This window comes from Streptomyces cucumeris (assembly GCF_024295805.1).
GTDB classification, from domain to species: Bacteria; Actinomycetota; Actinomycetes; order Streptomycetales; family Streptomycetaceae; genus Streptomyces; species Streptomyces cucumeris.
On the sequence record NZ_JANCLX010000035.1, the window covers coordinates 12,214 to 28,212 of the forward strand.

The following is a 15,999-nucleotide window of genomic DNA, read 5'->3' on the forward strand; positions in this document are numbered from 1 at the left end:
CGCGCCGTCAGCCCAGGCGGCTGATGTCGCGCACCGCGCCCTTGTCGGCGCTGGTGGCCATCGCCGCGTAGGCGCGCAGTGCGGTGGACACCTTGCGCTCACGGTCCTTCGGGGCGTAGACGCCGCCGAGAGCTTCCCGGCGGGCCGTCAGTTCCTCGTCGCTCACCAGGAGGTCGATGGTGCGGCCCGGGATGTCGATCCGGATCCGGTCACCGTCCTGGACCAGCGCGATGATGCCGCCGGACGCCGCCTCGGGCGAGGCGTGGCCGATGGACAGGCCCGAGGTGCCGCCGGAGAACCGGCCGTCGGTGATCAGCGCGCAGGCCTTGCCCAGTCCCCGGCCCTTGAGGAAGGAGGTCGGGTAGAGCATCTCCTGCATCCCGGGGCCGCCCTTGGGGCCCTCGTAACGGATGACCACCACGTCGCCCTCGGTGACCCGCTTGTTGAGGATCTTGTCGACGGCCTCGTCCTGCGATTCGCAGACCACGGCCGGGCCCTCGAAGGTCCAGATCGACTCATCGACGCCCGCGGTCTTCACCACACAGCCGTCGACGGCCAGATTGCCCTTGAGGACGGCGAGTCCGCCGTCCTGGGAGTAGGCGTGCTCCATGTCGCGGATGCAGCCGCCCGCGGCGTCGGTGTCCAGCGAGTCCCAGCGCTCGGACTGCGAGAAGGCGGTGGCGGAGCGCCGGCAGCCGGGGGCCGCGTGCCACATCTCGACGGCCTCGGCCGACGGTGAACCGCCGCGCACATCCCAGGTCTTGAGCCAGTCGGCGAGCGAGGAGCTGTGCACGGACGTGACGTCCTCGTTCAGCAGCCCGCCGCGGAACAGCTCGCCCAGGATCGCCGGGATGCCGCCCGCGCGGTGCACGTCCTCCATGTAGTACGTGCCGCCGGGGGCGACGTTCGGGGCGACCTTGGCCAGGCAGGGCACCCGCCGGGAGACCTCGTCGATATCGCCCAGGTCGTAGTCGAGACCGGCCTCCTGGGCGGCGGCCAGCAGGTGCAGGATCGTGTTGGTCGAGCCGCCCATGGCGATGTCCAGCGCCATGGCGTTCTCGAACGCGGCGCGGGAGCCGATGGAGCGCGGCAGCACGGTGTGGTCGTCCTGCTCGTAGTGGCGCTTGGTGATCTCCACGACGGTGCGGCCGGCGGTCTCGTACAGCGCCTTGCGGGCGGTGTGGGTGGCCAGCACCGAGCCATTGCCGGGGAGGGCCAGACCCATCGCCTCGGTGAGGCAGTTCATCGAGTTGGCGGTGAACATGCCGGAACAGGAGCCGCAGGTCGGACAGGCGTTCTGCTCGATGCGGAGGATGTCCTCGTCCGAGACGTTCTCATTGACCGCGTCGGAGATCGCGTTGATCAGGTCCAGTTTGCGGACGGTGCCGTCGACCAGCGTCGCCCGGCCCGCCTCCATGGGACCGCCGGAGACGAAGACGGTCGGGATGTTGAGCCGCATGGCGGCCATCAGCATCCCGGGCGTGATCTTGTCGCAGTTGGAGATGCAGATCAGCGCGTCCGCGCAGTGCGCCTCGACCATGTACTCGACGGAGTCGGCGATCAGGTCGCGGGAGGGCAGCGAGTAGAGCATCCCGCCGTGGCCCATGGCGATGCCGTCGTCCACCGCGATCGTGTTGAACTCGCGGGGGATGCCGCCCGCCGCGTGGACCGCCTCGCTGACGATCCGGCCGACCGGCTGGAGGTGGGTGTGGCCGGGCACGAACTCGGTGAAGCTGTTGGCCACGGCCACGATGGGCTTGCCGAAGTCCTCGCGCGCTACGCCGGACGCCTGCATCAGGGCGCGGGCGCCCGCCATGTTGCGGCCGTGGGTGACGGTGCGGGACCTCAGCTCGGGCACGGTACTCGGCTCCCTCGTCATACGGGTGGCGATCGTGGTGCGGATCGCATGGATCGGAGTCTTCTGAGCCTACGCCTCATATCCGCGATCCGGACCGTGTGTCCGGATCGCGGGACGGATGGCTCACTCCTCGGAAGGGTCCGGCCGGTGCCGCGGGGGCGCGCAGGGGGGGCTCACGCCCGGGGCTCACTCCTCGGTGAGATAGCGCTGGAGGGTCGGCCCCACCATGGCGATGATCTCCTCGGGATCGGCGGACGCGACCGGCTCCATCTTGATCACATAGCGCAGCATCGAGATCCCGATCATATGCGAGGCGGCGAGCTGGGCCCTCAGCTCCGGGTTGGGAACGTCCAGGTCACCGGCCATCCGCAGCAGCACCCGGCGCTGGATCAGCTCCCGCAGTACCTCGGCCGCGGACTCGTTGGTCAGCGCGGAGCGCATCACGGCCAGCAGCGGCAGCCGGGCGACCGGGTTCTCCCAGATGCCCATGATGGAGCGGGCCATCCGCTCGCCCGCGCCCTCCCGGCTGCCGCCGCCGTGGACGGCGTCGGGCACGGCCATCGCGGGCGCCAGGATCAGTTCGATGGCGGCGCCGAAGACCTTCTCCTTGGAGCCGAAGTAGTGGTGCACCAGCGCGGGGTCCACCTCGGCCGCCTTGGCGATACCGCGGATCGAGGTCTTGTCGTAGCCGTGCTCGGCGAACTCGTTCCGCGCGGCGGCCAGGATCCGGTCCCGCGCGGCGGGCTCGGCACCGGCGCTGGAACGGGCCGGACGGCCGCGCTTGCGCGGGGTCGCGGGGGTGGTCATGCGCCGGGCACCGCCTTGCCGGAGGGGGACTTCGGGGTGGGCGAGGCCAGATGGAGGCGGGTGAAGGCCAGCGCCTCCGCGAGATCGGCCTCACGCTCGGTGGTGGACATCGCGCGCCGGGTGTTGACCTCCACCACCACATGGCCGTCGAACCCGCGTGCGGCGAGACGTTCCAGCAGCTCGGCGCAGGGCTGCGAACCGCGCCCCGGCACCAGGTGCTCGTCCTTGTTGGAGCCGTGGCCGTCGGCGAGGTGGACATGGCCCAGCCGGTCGCCCATGCGGTCCACCATGCCGAGCGCGTCGGTGCGCGCGGTGGCGGTGTGCGACAGGTCGATCGTGAAGTGCCGGTAGTCGTCCTTGGTGACGTCCCAGTCCGGCGCGTAGGCGAGCATCTCCCGGTCGCGGTAGCGCCACGGGTACATGTTCTCGACAGCGAAGCGCACATCGGTCTCGCCGGCCATCCGCCAGATTCCGCGGACGAACTCCCGGGCGTAGGAGCGCTGCCAGCGGAAGGGCGGGTGGACGACCACGGTGGAGGCGCCCAGCTTCTCCGCCGCCGATCTCGCCCGCTGGAGCTTCACCCAGGGGTCGGTGGACCACACCCGCTGGGTGATCAGCAGACACGGCGCGTGCACGGCGAGGATCGGCACCTGGTGGTAGTCCGAGAGCCGCCGCAGGGCCTCGATGTCCTGGCTGACCGGATCGGTCCACACCATGACCTCGACCCCGTCGTACCCCAGGCGGGCGGCGATCTCGAAGGCCGTCGCCGTCGACTCCGGATAGACCGAGGCTGTGGACAGCGCGACCTTCGCATCCGGGATGCGCACCACTGGCTCTGTCACGAGGGACAGCGTACGGCCGCCCGTCGGGCGGCGAGCGATACGGGTGGGGAGCACGCCGTCATGGCGCGGTCACAAACGGGTCATGGCCGGACCATGGCGACATCGCGGCGGGCCGGAGAGTTCCCCGGGCCCCGCCCCGGCCGCACCGGACCGTGGTGAGCGTCACGCCGGCAGATGGTCCAGACGGCGCAGGATGACGCCCTCGCGCAGCGCCCAGGGGCAGATCTCCAGCTCCTCGACCCCGAAGAGGTCCATGGCGCCCTCCGCGACCAGCGCCCCGGCCAGCAGCTGCCCCGCCCGCGCCTCGGAGACACCCGGCAGCCCGGCGCGGTCCGCCGCGGGCATGGCGGCCAGTTTGGGCACCCACTCCTCCAGCGCCTTGCGGGTCAGCTGGCGCTGGACGTACAGGCCGTCACCGGACCGGGCCGCGCCCGCGATCCTGGCGAGCTGCTTGAAGGTCTTGGAGGTGGCCACCACATGGTCCGGGGCGCCGTGCCGGCTGAAGTCGCCGACGGTCCGGGCGATCTCGGCCCGCACATGGCGCCGCAGCGCCCGTACGTCGGCCGGGTCGGGCGGGTCGCCGGGCAGCCAGGAGGCGGTGAGCCGGCCCGCGCCCAGCGGCAGCGAGACCGCCGCGTCGGGGTCCTCGTCGATTCCGTAGGCGATCTCCAGCGAACCGCCGCCGATGTCCAGGACCAGCAGCTTCCCGGCCGACCAGCCGTACCAGCGGCGGGCGGCCAGGAAGGTGAGCCGGGCCTCGTCGGCACCGCTGAGCACCTGGAGCCGGACCCCGGTCTCCTCGGCGACCCGCGCGAGCACGTCATCGGCGTTGGCGGCCTCGCGGACGGCGGAGGTGGCGAACGGCAGGACGTCCTCCACACCCTTGTCCTCGGCCGCCTGGAGGGCCTCCTGGACCACCGTGACCAGGCGCTCCACCCCCTCGGGGCCGATGGCGCCGTCGCCGTCGAGGAGTTCGGCCAGCCGCAGCTCCGCCTTGTGCGAATGCGCGGGCAGCGGGCACGCGCCGGGGTGGGCGTCCACCACGAGGAGGTGGACGGTATTCGAACCCACATCGAGGACACCGAGTCTCATGGCCAGAACGCTACTGCGCGGTGTGCGTCCGCACGTACGGGTCCCCGCCCTCCGCTTCCGGCCGGGGGGCATACGCTTGCACCGTGGCAAAGACGAAAAAGGCGAAGCAGGACAAAGGCCAGAAGCGTGCCCCGGAGCGGAGGGCCGAGGAATCGACCGCGCCCCCGGCCGGGGACGAGGTCGGCCTCGACTTCGCCCGCGCGTGGGTCGAATTCCCCGACCCGGCCGACGACGAACAGGTCTTCCGGTGCGATCTGACCTGGTTGACCTCCCGCTGGACCTGTGTTTTCGGCCAGGGCTGCCAGGGCATCCAGGCGGGTCGCGCGAGCGACGGCTGCTGCACGCTGGGCGCGCACTTCTCGGACGAGGAGGACGAGGAGCGCGTCGGGCGCCATATGGCGCGGCTCACTCCGGAGATCTGGCAGTTCCACGACGAGGGGCACGCCCGGGGCTGGGTGCAGGAGGACGAGGACGGCGACCGTCAGACCCGTCGCCACCAGGGCTCGTGCATCTTCCAGAACCGCCCCGGATTCACCGGCGGCGCGGGCTGCGCACTGCACATCCTGGCGCTGCGCGAGGGGCGCGAACCGCTGGAGACCAAACCGGACGTGTGCTGGCAGCTGCCGGTCCGCCGGACCTACGACTGGATCGACCGGCCCGACGACACCCGGGTGCTCCAGGTCACCATCGGCGAGTACGACCGGCGCGGCTGGGGCCCCGGCGGCCATGACCTGCACTGGTGGTGCACCTCGGCGACCTCGGCGCACGGCGCCGGGCAACCGGTGTACGTCTCCTACCGGCCGGAGCTCACGGAGCTGATGGGCAAGGAGGGGTACGACCGGCTGGCCGAGCTCTGCGAGGCCCGGCTGGCGTCCACACTGCCGCTGCTGGCTCCGCACCCGGCCGATCCGGCCGAGCGGGCCGCCACCGACTGACCGCCGCCGTCGCCCCGGCCGTGCACCGGCCGGGCCGCGGGTCGGCGCGGCCGCGGGGCGCTCAGTCCTTCGCCGTCGCCGTGCCCGAGGGGGCGGGGGACGGATCGTGCGGGGACGGGCTCGGGGTGCCGGAGGACTGGCTGGGCCCCGGGGTCGGCTCCGGCGGCGCGCCGTTCCCCTCGATCACCACGACCGCGCCCGAGGGCCCAATGGTGACCCGGGCGCTCCAGCGGCCGGACGGCTCGCGCTCGCGGTCCACCCAGACCGTGACCCGGGTGGTCTGGCCGGGGCGGAGCACCCCCGTGGTCTGGTTCATCCGGAGCCAGTCCGCCCCGGTGGAGGCGGTCCAGCGGACCGGGGAACCACCGGAGGCGGTGAGGGTGATCAGCGTGGAGTCGCCCTGCGGCTGGGCCTCGACCGTCAGCCGTCCGGGGCCGGGCGCCGGACGGGCCGGGCCGGAGCCGCCGCCGGGACGGTCACCGCGGTCCGAGGAGGTCGGGATGGACGGCCGTCCGTCGCCGTTCTTCCCGCCGTGCTCGCCGTCGATCCGGCCGTAGCGCCGCACCGTGCCGTCCGGGCCGATCACCGCGACCGAGACCGTCGTGGACGAGGCGCGGTCCTTGGGGCTGTGCCCGGTGCGGGCACGGGCGCCGGAACGGTCCTGCGCGCTGCCGGTGCGCTCGAAGGAGCGTCCGTCCAGTCGCTGGTGGCCGGTCGGGATCTCCTGGGCGCCGTCCACATCGGCGGCGGCGACCGAGTCGCTGTCGTGCTCGTCACCGGCCAGCGGGGCGCTCCGGTAGGCGGCCCACAGCGCGAGCACCGGCGCCGCCACGACCGTGGCGACCACCGTGGTGGTGAGCGCGCGGCTGCGCATCCGGCTGCGCCGCGCCGCCCGGTCCTGGGGGTCCAGGGGGAAGCCGCGGCGGTCGAAGCGGGGTCCCGCGACGGCGCGCGCGGGACGTGCGCTGAGGGCGCACAACAGCGCGGCCTGCACCGCCGCCCTGGGTGCCTCCACCAGCGGCAGGGCGGCGGGCGCCGCGGCCGTCCCCGGCCAGGGGCCGTCCGCCGTGGCGCGCTCGGCCATCCGCCGGCACTCGCGGCAGTCGTCCACGTGCCGCACCAGCTCGCGGCGGAGCGCGGCGGACAGCAGCACCTGGGTGTCGCCCGCGAGCCGGGCGACCACCGGGCAGTGGCCCAGCTCGACGACGGCGAGCGCGGCCCGGGTCCGCTCCACCTCACAGGCGGCGCTGGCGAGCAGGGCGCGGGTCGCGTCCGGCTCCTTGCCGAGGGCCGCGGCCACCTCGGTATGGGTGAGCTGGTGACGCACGGCGAGTTCGAGCGCCTCGCGCTGCTCGGCGGTGGTCCCGGCGGCCTCCGGCCAGGCGAGCGCGGCCAGTTCACGACGGCGCTGGGCGGCGATCGGCTCGGGCAGCTCGGCGTCGACGACGGCGGGGACAATGGTTTCGGCGGAGCCCGGCGAGGTGTCCGGACCCGCGTCGCCGCGGCCGCGGACCGCCCGCCAGTCCCTGATGCCGCGGTATTCGCGCCGCTCCTTGAGCTCGGCCAGTTTGCGCAGACAGGCCCAGCGGGCGACCGCGTAGAGCCAGGGGCGGCACAGATCGCCCTCGGCGGGCGCCCGTCCGCGGCCCCGGCCGCGGCGCCGCTCGGCCACCGCCAGGACGTCACCGAGGGTGGCGGCGGCCGCGTCGTGTTCGCACAGGACCGAGAGGCAGTACGTGAACAGGCCGTCGAGATACGGCTCGTAGCGCGCGGGCGGGCGCTGGGGGCGCGTATTGCCGGAGCGGGGCGCACGCCGATGCGTCCGGTGTCCTCCGGTGGCCTGTGTCGAGTGCTCGGACCTGCTCATCACCCGGTGACGGTAGGCGGATGATGCAGACATACTCGCGTTACTTGCGCGGTTTTAACCCTTACGGGTGACCATCTCCCTCATAAGGGGACAGGTATCCCACTCCGGTTGCCGCAACCTGCTATGTGCCCCGGGCACCCCCGGCCGGGCCCGCGGACCCCCCGCCGGGACCGGAGACCGCCGCTGTCGGCGGGCGGCGCTAGCGTTACGGCATGGCTGCCCGTAGCTCCTCCCGCTCATCCGCCAAGGACCGGCCCTCCTACCGCTGCACCGAATGCGGCTGGACCACCGCCAAGTGGCTCGGCCGCTGCCCGGAGTGCCAGGCGTGGGGCACGGTCGAGGAGTTCGGCGCGCCCGCCGTGCGCACCACCGCGCCCGGCCGGGTCACCTCCGCCGCGCTGCCCATCGGCCAGATCGACGGCCGCCAGGCCACCGCCCGCTCCACCGGGGTGGACGAGCTGGACCGGGTGCTCGGCGGCGGTCTCGTGCCCGGTGCCGTGGTGCTGCTCGCCGGGGAGCCGGGGGTCGGCAAGTCCACGCTGCTGCTGGACGTCTCGGCCAAGGCCGCCGGTGAGGAGCACCGCACGCTGTACATCACCGGGGAGGAGTCGGCGAGCCAGGTGCGGCTGCGCGCGGACCGCATCGGCGCGCTCAGCGAGCATCTGTACCTCGCCGCGGAGACCGATCTCTCCGTCGTCCTCGGCCATCTGGACTCGGTCAAGCCGTCCCTGCTGGTGCTGGACTCGGTGCAGACCGTCGCCTCCCCCGAGATCGACGGCGCGCCCGGCGGGATGGCTCAGGTCCGCGAGGTGGCCGGGGCGCTCATCCGCGCCTCCAAGGAGCGCGGGATGTCCACCCTGCTGGTGGGCCATGTGACCAAGGACGGCGCGATCGCGGGCCCGCGGCTGCTGGAGCATCTGGTCGATGTGGTGCTGCACTTCGAGGGCGACCGGCACGCCCGGCTGCGGCTGGTGCGCGGGGTGAAGAACCGCTACGGGGCCACCGACGAGGTCGGCTGCTTCGAACTGCACGACGAGGGCATCACCGGTCTCGCCGACCCCTCCGGGCTGTTCCTCACCCGCCGCGCGGAGCCGGTGCCGGGCACCTGTCTGACCGTCACCCTGGAGGGCCGCAGGCCGCTGGTGGCCGAGGTCCAGGCGCTCACCGTGGACACTCAGATCCCCTCCCCCCGGCGCACCACCTCGGGCCTGGAGACCTCGCGGGTGTCGATGATGCTCGCGGTGCTGGAGCAGCGCGGCCGGATCAACGCGCTGGGCAAGCGCGACATCTACAGCGCCACGGTGGGCGGGGTGAAGCTGACCGAGCCCGCCGCCGACCTGGCCGTGGCCCTGGCGCTGGCCAGCGCCGCCAGTGACACCCCGCTGCCGAAGAACCTGGTGGCCATCGGCGAGGTGGGGCTCGCGGGCGAGGTCCGCCGGGTCACCGGGGTGCAGCGGCGGCTGGCCGAGGCCGCCCGGCTCGGCTTCACCCACGCCCTCGTCCCGTCCGACCCGGGCCGGATCCCGGACGGGATGCGGGTGCTGGAGGTCGCGGACATCGGGGACGCGCTGCGGGTGCTGCCCCGGCGCCGGGAGCGGGGCGAGCGGGCGGCGGCGACCGCGGACGACCGCGGCTGAGCCAGGTCGGCTACGGTGCCTCGGGGGCGGAGGGCTGAGTGCCGCGCTCCGCTTCCCGCCCACGGGCGTACGCCGGGAGACCCCACGGGGGGCCGGTGACCGCCGGTAGACTTTGCCCTGGTCTCGCCCGTACGTGGCCTCGCACACCGGCGCGGAGGGGCGACCGCGGCACCGAACAGACCTGGCGACGGAGGAGTGCAGTGGCAACAGGCGACCGGGCTCCGGCTCCCGGCAAAGCCGACGGTCTGATGCGCGCCACCCTGAGCGCGGTCGCGCCCGGCACGGCGCTGCGTGACGGCCTGGAGCGGGTGCTCCGCGGCAATACGGGCGGGCTGCTCGTCCTCGGGACGGACCGGATCGTGGAGTCGCTGTGCACCGGCGGCTTCGTCCTGGACGTCGAGTTCACCGCGACCCGGCTGCGCGAGCTGTGCAAACTGGACGGCGCGCTGATCCTCGACAAGGACATCACCAAGATCGTGCGGGCGGGGGTGCAGCTCGTCCCGGACGCGTCGATCCCCACCGAGGAGACCGGCACCCGTCACCGCACCGCGCAGCGCGTCTCGATCCAGACCGGCTTCCCGGTGGTCTCGGTCAGCCAGTCGATGCGGCTGATCGCGCTGTACGTGGCCGGGCAGCGGCGGGTCCTGGAGGACTCCGCGGCGATCCTCTCCCGCGCCAACCAGGCGCTGGCCACCCTGGAGCGCTACAAGCTCCGGCTGGACGAGGTCGCGGGCACCCTCTCCGCCCTGGAGATCGAGGACCTGGTCACCGTCCGGGACGTGAGCGCGGTCGCGCAGCGGCTGGAGATGGTCCGCCGGATCGCCACCGAGATCGCCGAGTATGTGGTCGAGCTGGGCACCGACGGCCGGCTGCTCTCCCTTCAGCTCGACGAGCTGATCGCGGGTGTGGAGCCGGAGCGTGAACTCGTGGTGCGGGACTACGTGCCCGAGCCGACCGCCAAGCGCACCCGCACCGTGGGTGACGCACTCGCCGAGCTGGACCGGCTGACCCATACCGAGCTGCTCGAACTGCCCATCGTGGCGCGGGCGCTGGGCTACAGCGGTTCGCCCGAGACGCTGGACGCGGCGGTCTCGCCGCGCGGCTTCCGGCTGCTGGCGAAGGTGCCGCGGCTGCCGGGCGCCATCATCGAGCGGCTGGTGGAGCACTTCGGCGGACTGCAGAAGCTGCTGGCCGCGAGTGTGGACGATCTGCAGATGGTGGACGGTGTGGGCGAGGCGCGGGCGCGCTCGGTGCGCGAGGGGCTCTCCCGGCTGGCCGAGTCGTCGATCCTGGAGCGCTACGTCTGACGGTGGCGGAGGGGCCCCGAGGGGCCCCGAGGGGCCCCGGCCGGTCAGTGCCTCTTCCGGCTTACGGTCAGTCCTTCTTCAGGAGGAACGACACCTGCGCGGTGCCCAGTCCGTCCAGTTCCGCCTTCACCAGGTAGGTACCGGCCTTGGCCGCCGCCCGCCCGGACGGGGTGGCGCAGTGCTCGGCGGTGCGCTTGCGGTTCCACTCCACGATCCGCTTGGTCTCGCCGGAGCCCGGCACCTCGACCAGGGCGGTGGCGCTGCCCTTGGGGCAGTCGCCGGAGGCCCACACATGCTCGTCGTCGGCGTCGGTGATGGTCAGCGTGGCGGCGTCGCGGCCGAAGTCGACCTTGCAGGAGCTGTTCGAGGTGTTCTGCACAACGATCTCGAACGTGGGCTTCTCACCCGGCCCGTAGGAGTTCCTGACCTTCTCGTCCTTGACGCTGCGCACCGTCAAGTCGATGTCCGCGCGGCGGCAGTCGGGAAGGCTGGACCCGACCGGGAGCGTCCGTCCGTCGCCGGTGCCGATGCCGCCACCGCCGGTGCCGCCCGATCCGGAGCCTCCGGAGCCGGTGCCGGTACCGCCGCTGTCGGTGCCGTCGTCGCCGGTCCCGCCGGTGCCGGGGTCACCGTCGTCGGTGCCTCCCCCGCCGTCCGACTCATCGCGCCCGCCCGGCCGTTCACTGTTGACCGGGGTGGACGAGGTGGGTCCCGGCGTGATGGTGGACGCGGGTCCGCCGCCCGGGCGCTTGCCGTCGTCGTGTCCACCGCCGCCCGAACCGCCCCAGCCGGAGGCCCAGATGACGAGGAGGACGAGCAGCCCGAGAAGGGCCAGCGCAACGGCCCTCCGCCGCCAGTAGATGGAGGAGGGAAGCGGCCCGATCGGATTGCGCAGAGATCCCACGCGGAAACTCTACGAGAGATCGGGAGCGTGGCCCGCCAATAATCACCGCTCGGACCCCTACTTTTCTCATCATCGGACAGGATCCGCCATCCGGGGCCGCACCCCGGGGCGGCAAGCGGCCATCCGTTCCCGCCACGACGTCCGGATTGCACGTTTTTTTACCGACGCCGCGCGGCTCGACCCGAACGCCCGCGCCCTCCGCCTCCGCGGGGGGCCTCGGCATGCCAGGATCGACAGTGATGACTGCCAACCCCGCCCTCCAGGCCGCCGTAAGCCCGACCTCCACCGACGGTGCCACGCTCCACCGGCCCGTCATCGACTGGTTCGACGCACACGCCCGCGATCTGCCCTGGCGCCGCCCGGAGGCGGGGGCCTGGGGTGTGATGGTGAGCGAGTTCATGCTCCAGCAGACCCCGGTGAGCCGGGTGCTGCCGGTGTACGAGCAGTGGCTCGCCCGCTGGCCACGCCCCGCCGATCTGGCCGCCGAACCGCCCGGTGAGGCGGTCCGCGCCTGGGGGCGGCTCGGCTACCCGCGGCGCGCGCTGCGGCTGCACGGCGCGGCGGCGGCGATAAGGGAGCGGCACGGCGGTGACGTCCCCAGCGACCACGCCCAGCTGCTGGCGCTGCCGGGCGTGGGCGAGTACACGGCCGCGGCGGTGGCGTCCTTCGCGTACGGACAGCGCCACGCGGTCCTGGACACCAATGTGCGGCGGGTGTTCGCGCGGGCCGTCGGCGGTACCCAGTACCCGCCGAACGCCACCACCGCCGCCGAGCGCAAGCTGGCCCGCACCCTGCTGCCCGACGACGAGGACACCGCGGCCCGCTGGGCGGCGGCCACGATGGAGCTGGGCGCTCTGGTGTGCACCGCCCGTACACCCGCCTGTGTGCGCTGCCCGATCGTGGCGCACTGCGCCTGGCAGGGGGCCGGGGCACCGGAGCACGACGGACCGCCGCGGCGCGGCCAGACCTACGCCGGGACCGACCGGCAGGTGCGCGGCAAGCTGCTGGCGGTGTTGCGGGAGGCGGTCACGCCGGTTCCGCAGTCGGCGCTGGACCAGGTGTGGGACGAGCCGGTGCAGCGGGCGCGGGCGCTGGACGGTCTGGTGGCCGACGGTCTCGTGGAACCGCTCGCCGGCGGGTACTACCGGCTGCCGCTGACGTGATCGCCGTGACCCGGACCACCCCCAACAGCCCTTCTGTGACAGAGCTGTGACAGACCACGGACCCGGTTCTGACACTCCATCGCGCCGGGTTCCGTTGTTACACAACCTATGGGTAGCTGTGCACTGGCAGAGGTGCTGATGCACATGGCGCCGCAACAGCGCCTCCGTAGCGTCCTTCCCGTGCTGGACGACCGCCAGCAACTCGGATGGGGAACACGCGGGATGGAGGCTGCACATGTCCGGCAGCGGCAAGGTTCTGGATTTTGAAGAGTACGTGCGGAACCGGCAGGACGCCCTGCTGCGCAGCGCCCGCCGGCTGGTCCCCGACCCCGTCGAGGCACAGGACCTGCTGCAGACCGCCCTCGTCCGCACCTACGGACGCTGGGACGGCATAGCGGACAAGTCGCTCGCCGACGCCTACCTCCGCCGGGTCATGATCAACACCCGTACCGAGTGGTGGCGCGCCCGCAAGCTGGACGAGGTGCCCACCGAGCAGCTCCCGGAGGCGAGCGTCGAGGACGGCACCGAGCAGCACGCCGACCGCGCCCTCTTGATCGACATCCTCGGAGTTCTGGCTCCCAAGCAGCGCAGCGTCGTGGTGCTGCGACACTGGGAGCAGATGACGACGGAGGAGACGGCGGAGGCGCTCGGTATGTCGACCGGTACGGTCAAGAGCACGCTGCACCGGGCGCTGGCCCGGCTGCGGCAGGAGCTGGAGAGCCGCGATCTGGACGCCAGTGCGCTCGGTCGCCGCGGTGTGGAGGGCGGGACCGCCGCTCCGGTGCGGAAGCCCACCCGGCTCCGCCGTGGCCGCGACGAGCGGGGGCAGGAACGGTGCGCGGCCTGACCAGGGCCTCTTCCGTCAAGAGTGCGGTGATCACCGGCGGCGCGATCGTAGGACTCGCGTCCGCCGGAGGCTGGATGCTGGCCGGATGCGGCTCCACCAGCCAGGGAGTGCGCAATGAGGGTCCGGCCCGGACCTCATGGGCGTCCAGCGCGGCGGACTCCGGAAAACAGTCGGGCGAGGCCTCCGCGCTGCCCGGCCCCAAGGAACAGAAGGTGGACGCGGTCCGGCTGGTGAAGGAGGACCCCCAGGTCAGCGAGGACCTGAAGGACAACCTCAAGCCCTGCCGGAAGCCCACCAAGAGCAAGAGCAGCGGGCTGATCAACGGCTATCCGGTGGACGTCACCCGGGGCAAACTGACCGGATCCGCTGCCCCCGACCTGGTCATCAACGTCATGGCCTGCACCGACGGCTTCGGTATCGGCTCGTATGTGTACCGCAAGGTCGGAGAGAAGTACCAGAACGTCTTCCAGGACGAGCAGCCTCCCGTCTACGCCGTGATCGTCAAGGACGCGCTCCAGGTCACCCGGCTCTCCTACTCCTCCGGTGACCCCGTCTGCTGTCCTTCGCGCGAGGACCTCATCACCTACCGTTGGTCGGGGCAGCGCCAGGAGTTCGCGGAAGTCAGCCGCAAGCACACCGACTACAGCGCGCCCACGGACGAACCGAACCCGACTCCCGACGGAACGGAAGGCTGATCCCGCGCCGTGGCCGAAACCCATGTGCTCTTCGTCGAGGACGACGATGTCATCCGCGAGGCCACCCAGCTCGCGCTGGAGCGCGACGGTTTCCAGGTGACCGCCGCGCCCGACGGGCTGACCGGGCTGGAGCAGTTCCGCGCCCACCGGCCCGATATCGCGCTGCTGGACGTGATGGTTCCGGGACTGGACGGGGTGAGCCTGTGCCGCCGGATCCGCGATGAGTCCACCGTTCCCGTGATCATGCTGTCGGCCCGCGCCGACGCGATCGACGTGGTGCTCGGCCTGGAGGCCGGTGCCGACGACTACGTCACCAAGCCCTTCGACGGCGCGGTGCTGGTCGCCCGGATCCGGGCGGTGCTGCGCCGTTTCGGCCACGCCAGCGGCCCCGGCGGCCGGAACGGCGAGGACGGCCCGGAGGAGCCGGACTGCGGTGTGCTGCGGTTCGGCGATCTGGAGGTGGACCCCGAGGGCATGGAGGTCCGCAAGGGCGGTGAGCAGGTCGCCCTGACCCCGACCGAGATGCGGCTGCTGCTGGAGTTCTCCTCCGCGCCGGGCACCGTGCTCTCCCGCGACAAGCTGCTGGAGCGGGTCTGGGAGTACGGCTGGGGCGGGGACACCCGGGTGGTGGACGTCCATGTGCAGCGGCTGCGCGGCAAGATAGGCCAGGACCGCATCGAGACGGTCCGTGGCTTCGGCTACAAGCTCAAGGGCTGACCCGTGGTGAAGCTCGCTCTCCGCTCCGGTCTGCGCTGGAAGGTCAGTCTGGCCATCGCCGCCGTCAGCGCGCTCGTCGCCGTGGCGCTGAGCCTGGTGGTGCACAACGCGGCCCGGGTCTCCATGCTCGACAACAGCCGCAATGTGATGGACGAGCGGGTGAAGACCGCCCAGCGCTGGTACGAGCAGTCCCGGGTGCTGGGCTTCGGCGCCAAACTGGACGACCCCGAACTGCCCGAGCTGCTGAAGAAGGAGGCGTGGCGCGGCCAGCGCGCCACCTATCTGGAGGACTCCGGCACCGGCACCCCCGAGGTGTGGGCCTCGGTCCCGCTGCGGAACGGCAAGGTGCTGTCCGTGCACACCAAGTTCAAGGACCGGTTCGCCGTCCTGGACGATCTGGACCGGGTGCTGATCCTGGGCTCGGTCTCGGTGGTGCTGGGCGGGATCGCGCTCGGGGTGCTCATCGGCGACCAGCTCTCCCGGCGGCTGCGCAAGGCCGCCACCGCCGCCCGCAAACTGGCCGAGGGCGACTCCGAGGTGCGCATCCGGGACGCGATCGGCGGCCGGGTGCGCGATGAGACCGACGACCTCGCCCGCGCCGTCGACGGTATGGCCGAGGCGCTGCAGGAGCGGCTGGAAGCGGAGCGGCGGGTCACCGCGGATATCGCCCATGAGCTGCGCACCCCGGTCACCGGACTGCTCACCGCCGCCGAGCTGCTGCCCCCGGGGCGCCCGACCGAGCTGGTCCGGGACCGGGCGCAGGCCATGCGCACCCTGGTCGAGGATGTGCTGGAGGTGGCGCGTCTCGACGGCTTCGCCGAGCGCGCCGAGCTCCAGGAGATCGAACTGGGCGAGTTCATCTCCCGCCGGGTGCGGGTGGTGGCCCCGGACGCGGAGGTCACCGTATTGCGGGACGCCCATGTGTCCACCGATCCGCGCCGTCTGGAGCGGATCCTCGGCAATCTCCTGGCCAACGCGGCCCGGCACGGCAGGGCGCCGTTCGAGGTGACCGTGGAGGGGCGGGTGCTGCGGGTCCGCGACCACGGTCCCGGCTTCCCCGAGTCGCTGCTGAAGGACGGGCCGAGCCGTTTCCGCACCGGCAGCAAGGACCGGGCGGGCAAGGGGCACGGACTGGGGCTGACCATCGCCGCGGGCCAGGCGCGGGTGCTGGGCGCCCGGCTGACCTTCCGGAACGCGGAGCCGACGGCGGAGGGTGCGGACGGCGCGGTGGCGGTGCTGTGGCTGCCGGAGTCCGCGCCCACCAACACCGGCAGCTTCCCGGTCATCGAGGTCCCGGACTGACAGCGGGCTGCCCGGCGCCCTCCCCG

14 protein-coding genes are annotated in these 15,999 nt (G+C 72.7%); 8 read left to right on the plus strand and 6 right to left on the minus strand.

The features are described 5' to 3' along the window. Positions 1-7: 7 nt before the first annotated feature. From ilvD to NMK44_RS34345, 4 genes are all read right to left on the minus strand, one after another. Complete coding sequence (gene ilvD, locus NMK44_RS34330; RefSeq protein WP_254750539.1) at positions 8-1,858, minus strand: dihydroxy-acid dehydratase; 1,851 nt, start codon at positions 1,856-1,858, stop codon at positions 8-10. A gap of 186 nt (positions 1,859-2,044) precedes the next feature. Further along, positions 2,045-2,665, minus strand: coding sequence for a TetR/AcrR family transcriptional regulator (locus tag NMK44_RS34335; RefSeq protein WP_254750541.1), 621 nt, complete (start codon positions 2,663-2,665; stop codon positions 2,045-2,047). Next, positions 2,662-3,507: a sugar phosphate isomerase/epimerase family protein gene (locus NMK44_RS34340; protein WP_254750543.1), complete on the minus strand. Its 846-nt coding sequence runs from the start codon at positions 3,505-3,507 to the stop codon at positions 2,662-2,664. Before NMK44_RS34340 ends, NMK44_RS34335 begins: the two co-directional genes overlap by 4 nt. A gap of 162 nt (positions 3,508-3,669) precedes the next feature. Beyond that, a complete protein-coding gene (locus tag NMK44_RS34345; protein WP_254750545.1) occupies positions 3,670-4,599 on the minus strand; it encodes a Ppx/GppA family phosphatase in 930 nt (309 codons plus the stop codon). A gap of 83 nt (positions 4,600-4,682) precedes the next feature. Between NMK44_RS34345 and NMK44_RS34350 the strand changes: the two genes are divergently transcribed. Continuing rightward, positions 4,683-5,534 carry a DUF3109 family protein gene (locus NMK44_RS34350; RefSeq protein ID WP_254750547.1) on the plus strand — a complete coding sequence of 284 codons (852 nt, stop codon included), beginning with the start codon at positions 4,683-4,685 and terminating at the stop codon, positions 5,532-5,534. A 61-nt stretch (positions 5,535-5,595) separates the two neighbouring features. Here the strand turns inward: NMK44_RS34350 and NMK44_RS34355 are convergent, their stop codons facing one another. After that, positions 5,596-7,401 (minus strand): BACON domain-containing protein, encoded by a 1,806-nt coding sequence (locus NMK44_RS34355; RefSeq protein WP_254750549.1) that lies wholly within the window; start codon positions 7,399-7,401, stop codon positions 5,596-5,598. Between the two features lie 212 nt (positions 7,402-7,613). Here NMK44_RS34355 and radA point away from each other — a divergent pair, with 212 nt between their 5' ends. Both radA and disA read left to right on the plus strand, forming a co-directional pair. After that, positions 7,614-9,038: a DNA repair protein RadA gene (gene radA, locus NMK44_RS34360; protein ID WP_254750551.1), complete on the plus strand. Its 1,425-nt coding sequence runs from the start codon at positions 7,614-7,616 to the stop codon at positions 9,036-9,038. A gap of 248 nt (positions 9,039-9,286) precedes the next feature. Further along, complete coding sequence (disA, locus tag NMK44_RS34365) at positions 9,287-10,345, plus strand: DNA integrity scanning diadenylate cyclase DisA (protein WP_254750691.1); 1,059 nt, start codon at positions 9,287-9,289, stop codon at positions 10,343-10,345. A gap of 67 nt (positions 10,346-10,412) precedes the next feature. Here the strand turns inward: disA and NMK44_RS34370 are convergent, their stop codons facing one another. Further along, on the minus strand, positions 10,413-11,249 hold the full coding sequence (locus tag NMK44_RS34370) for a hypothetical protein (RefSeq protein ID WP_254750553.1): 837 nt from the start codon (positions 11,247-11,249) through the stop codon (positions 10,413-10,415). Positions 11,250-11,488: 239 nt separating this feature from the next. Between NMK44_RS34370 and NMK44_RS34375 the strand changes: the two genes are divergently transcribed. The 5 genes from NMK44_RS34375 (at position 11,489) to cseC (ending at position 15,973) form a co-directional block, all read left to right on the plus strand. Then, positions 11,489-12,412 (plus strand): HhH-GPD family protein, encoded by a 924-nt coding sequence (locus NMK44_RS34375; protein WP_254750555.1) that lies wholly within the window; start codon positions 11,489-11,491, stop codon positions 12,410-12,412. Positions 12,413-12,647: 235 nt separating this feature from the next. Beyond that, complete coding sequence (locus NMK44_RS34380) at positions 12,648-13,259, plus strand: SigE family RNA polymerase sigma factor (RefSeq protein WP_254750557.1); 612 nt, start codon at positions 12,648-12,650, stop codon at positions 13,257-13,259. Positions 13,260-13,333: 74 nt separating this feature from the next. Next, positions 13,334-13,954 carry a hypothetical protein gene (locus tag NMK44_RS34385; protein ID WP_254750559.1) on the plus strand — a complete coding sequence of 207 codons (621 nt, stop codon included), beginning with the start codon at positions 13,334-13,336 and terminating at the stop codon, positions 13,952-13,954. A gap of 9 nt (positions 13,955-13,963) precedes the next feature. Further along, positions 13,964-14,671 (plus strand): two-component system response regulator CseB, encoded by a 708-nt coding sequence (gene cseB / locus NMK44_RS34390; protein WP_254750561.1) that lies wholly within the window; start codon positions 13,964-13,966, stop codon positions 14,669-14,671. A 3-nt stretch (positions 14,672-14,674) separates the two neighbouring features. Beyond that, complete coding sequence (cseC, locus tag NMK44_RS34395) at positions 14,675-15,973, plus strand: two-component system sensor histidine kinase CseC (protein WP_254750563.1); 1,299 nt, start codon at positions 14,675-14,677, stop codon at positions 15,971-15,973. Positions 15,974-15,999: the final 26 nt, after the last annotated feature.

Excerpts from the sequence above, each read along its gene's own strand:
- NMK44_RS34335 (WP_254750541.1), bottom strand. The coding sequence starts at position 2,665 with ATGACCACCCCCGCGACCCCGCGCAAGCGCGGCCGTCCGGCCCGTTCC.
- NMK44_RS34345 (WP_254750545.1), bottom strand. The coding sequence starts at position 4,599 with ATGAGACTCGGTGTCCTCGATGTGGGTTCGAATACCGTCCACCTCCTC.
- NMK44_RS34355 (WP_254750549.1), bottom strand. The coding sequence starts at position 7,401 with ATGAGCAGGTCCGAGCACTCGACACAGGCCACCGGAGGACACCGGACG.
- radA (WP_254750551.1), top strand. The coding sequence starts at position 7,614 with ATGGCTGCCCGTAGCTCCTCCCGCTCATCCGCCAAGGACCGGCCCTCC.
- disA (WP_254750691.1), top strand. The coding sequence starts at position 9,287 with ATGCGCGCCACCCTGAGCGCGGTCGCGCCCGGCACGGCGCTGCGTGAC.
- NMK44_RS34375 (WP_254750555.1), top strand. The coding sequence starts at position 11,489 with ATGACTGCCAACCCCGCCCTCCAGGCCGCCGTAAGCCCGACCTCCACC.
- NMK44_RS34380 (WP_254750557.1), top strand. The coding sequence starts at position 12,648 with ATGTCCGGCAGCGGCAAGGTTCTGGATTTTGAAGAGTACGTGCGGAAC.
- NMK44_RS34385 (WP_254750559.1), top strand. The coding sequence starts at position 13,334 with ATGCTGGCCGGATGCGGCTCCACCAGCCAGGGAGTGCGCAATGAGGGT.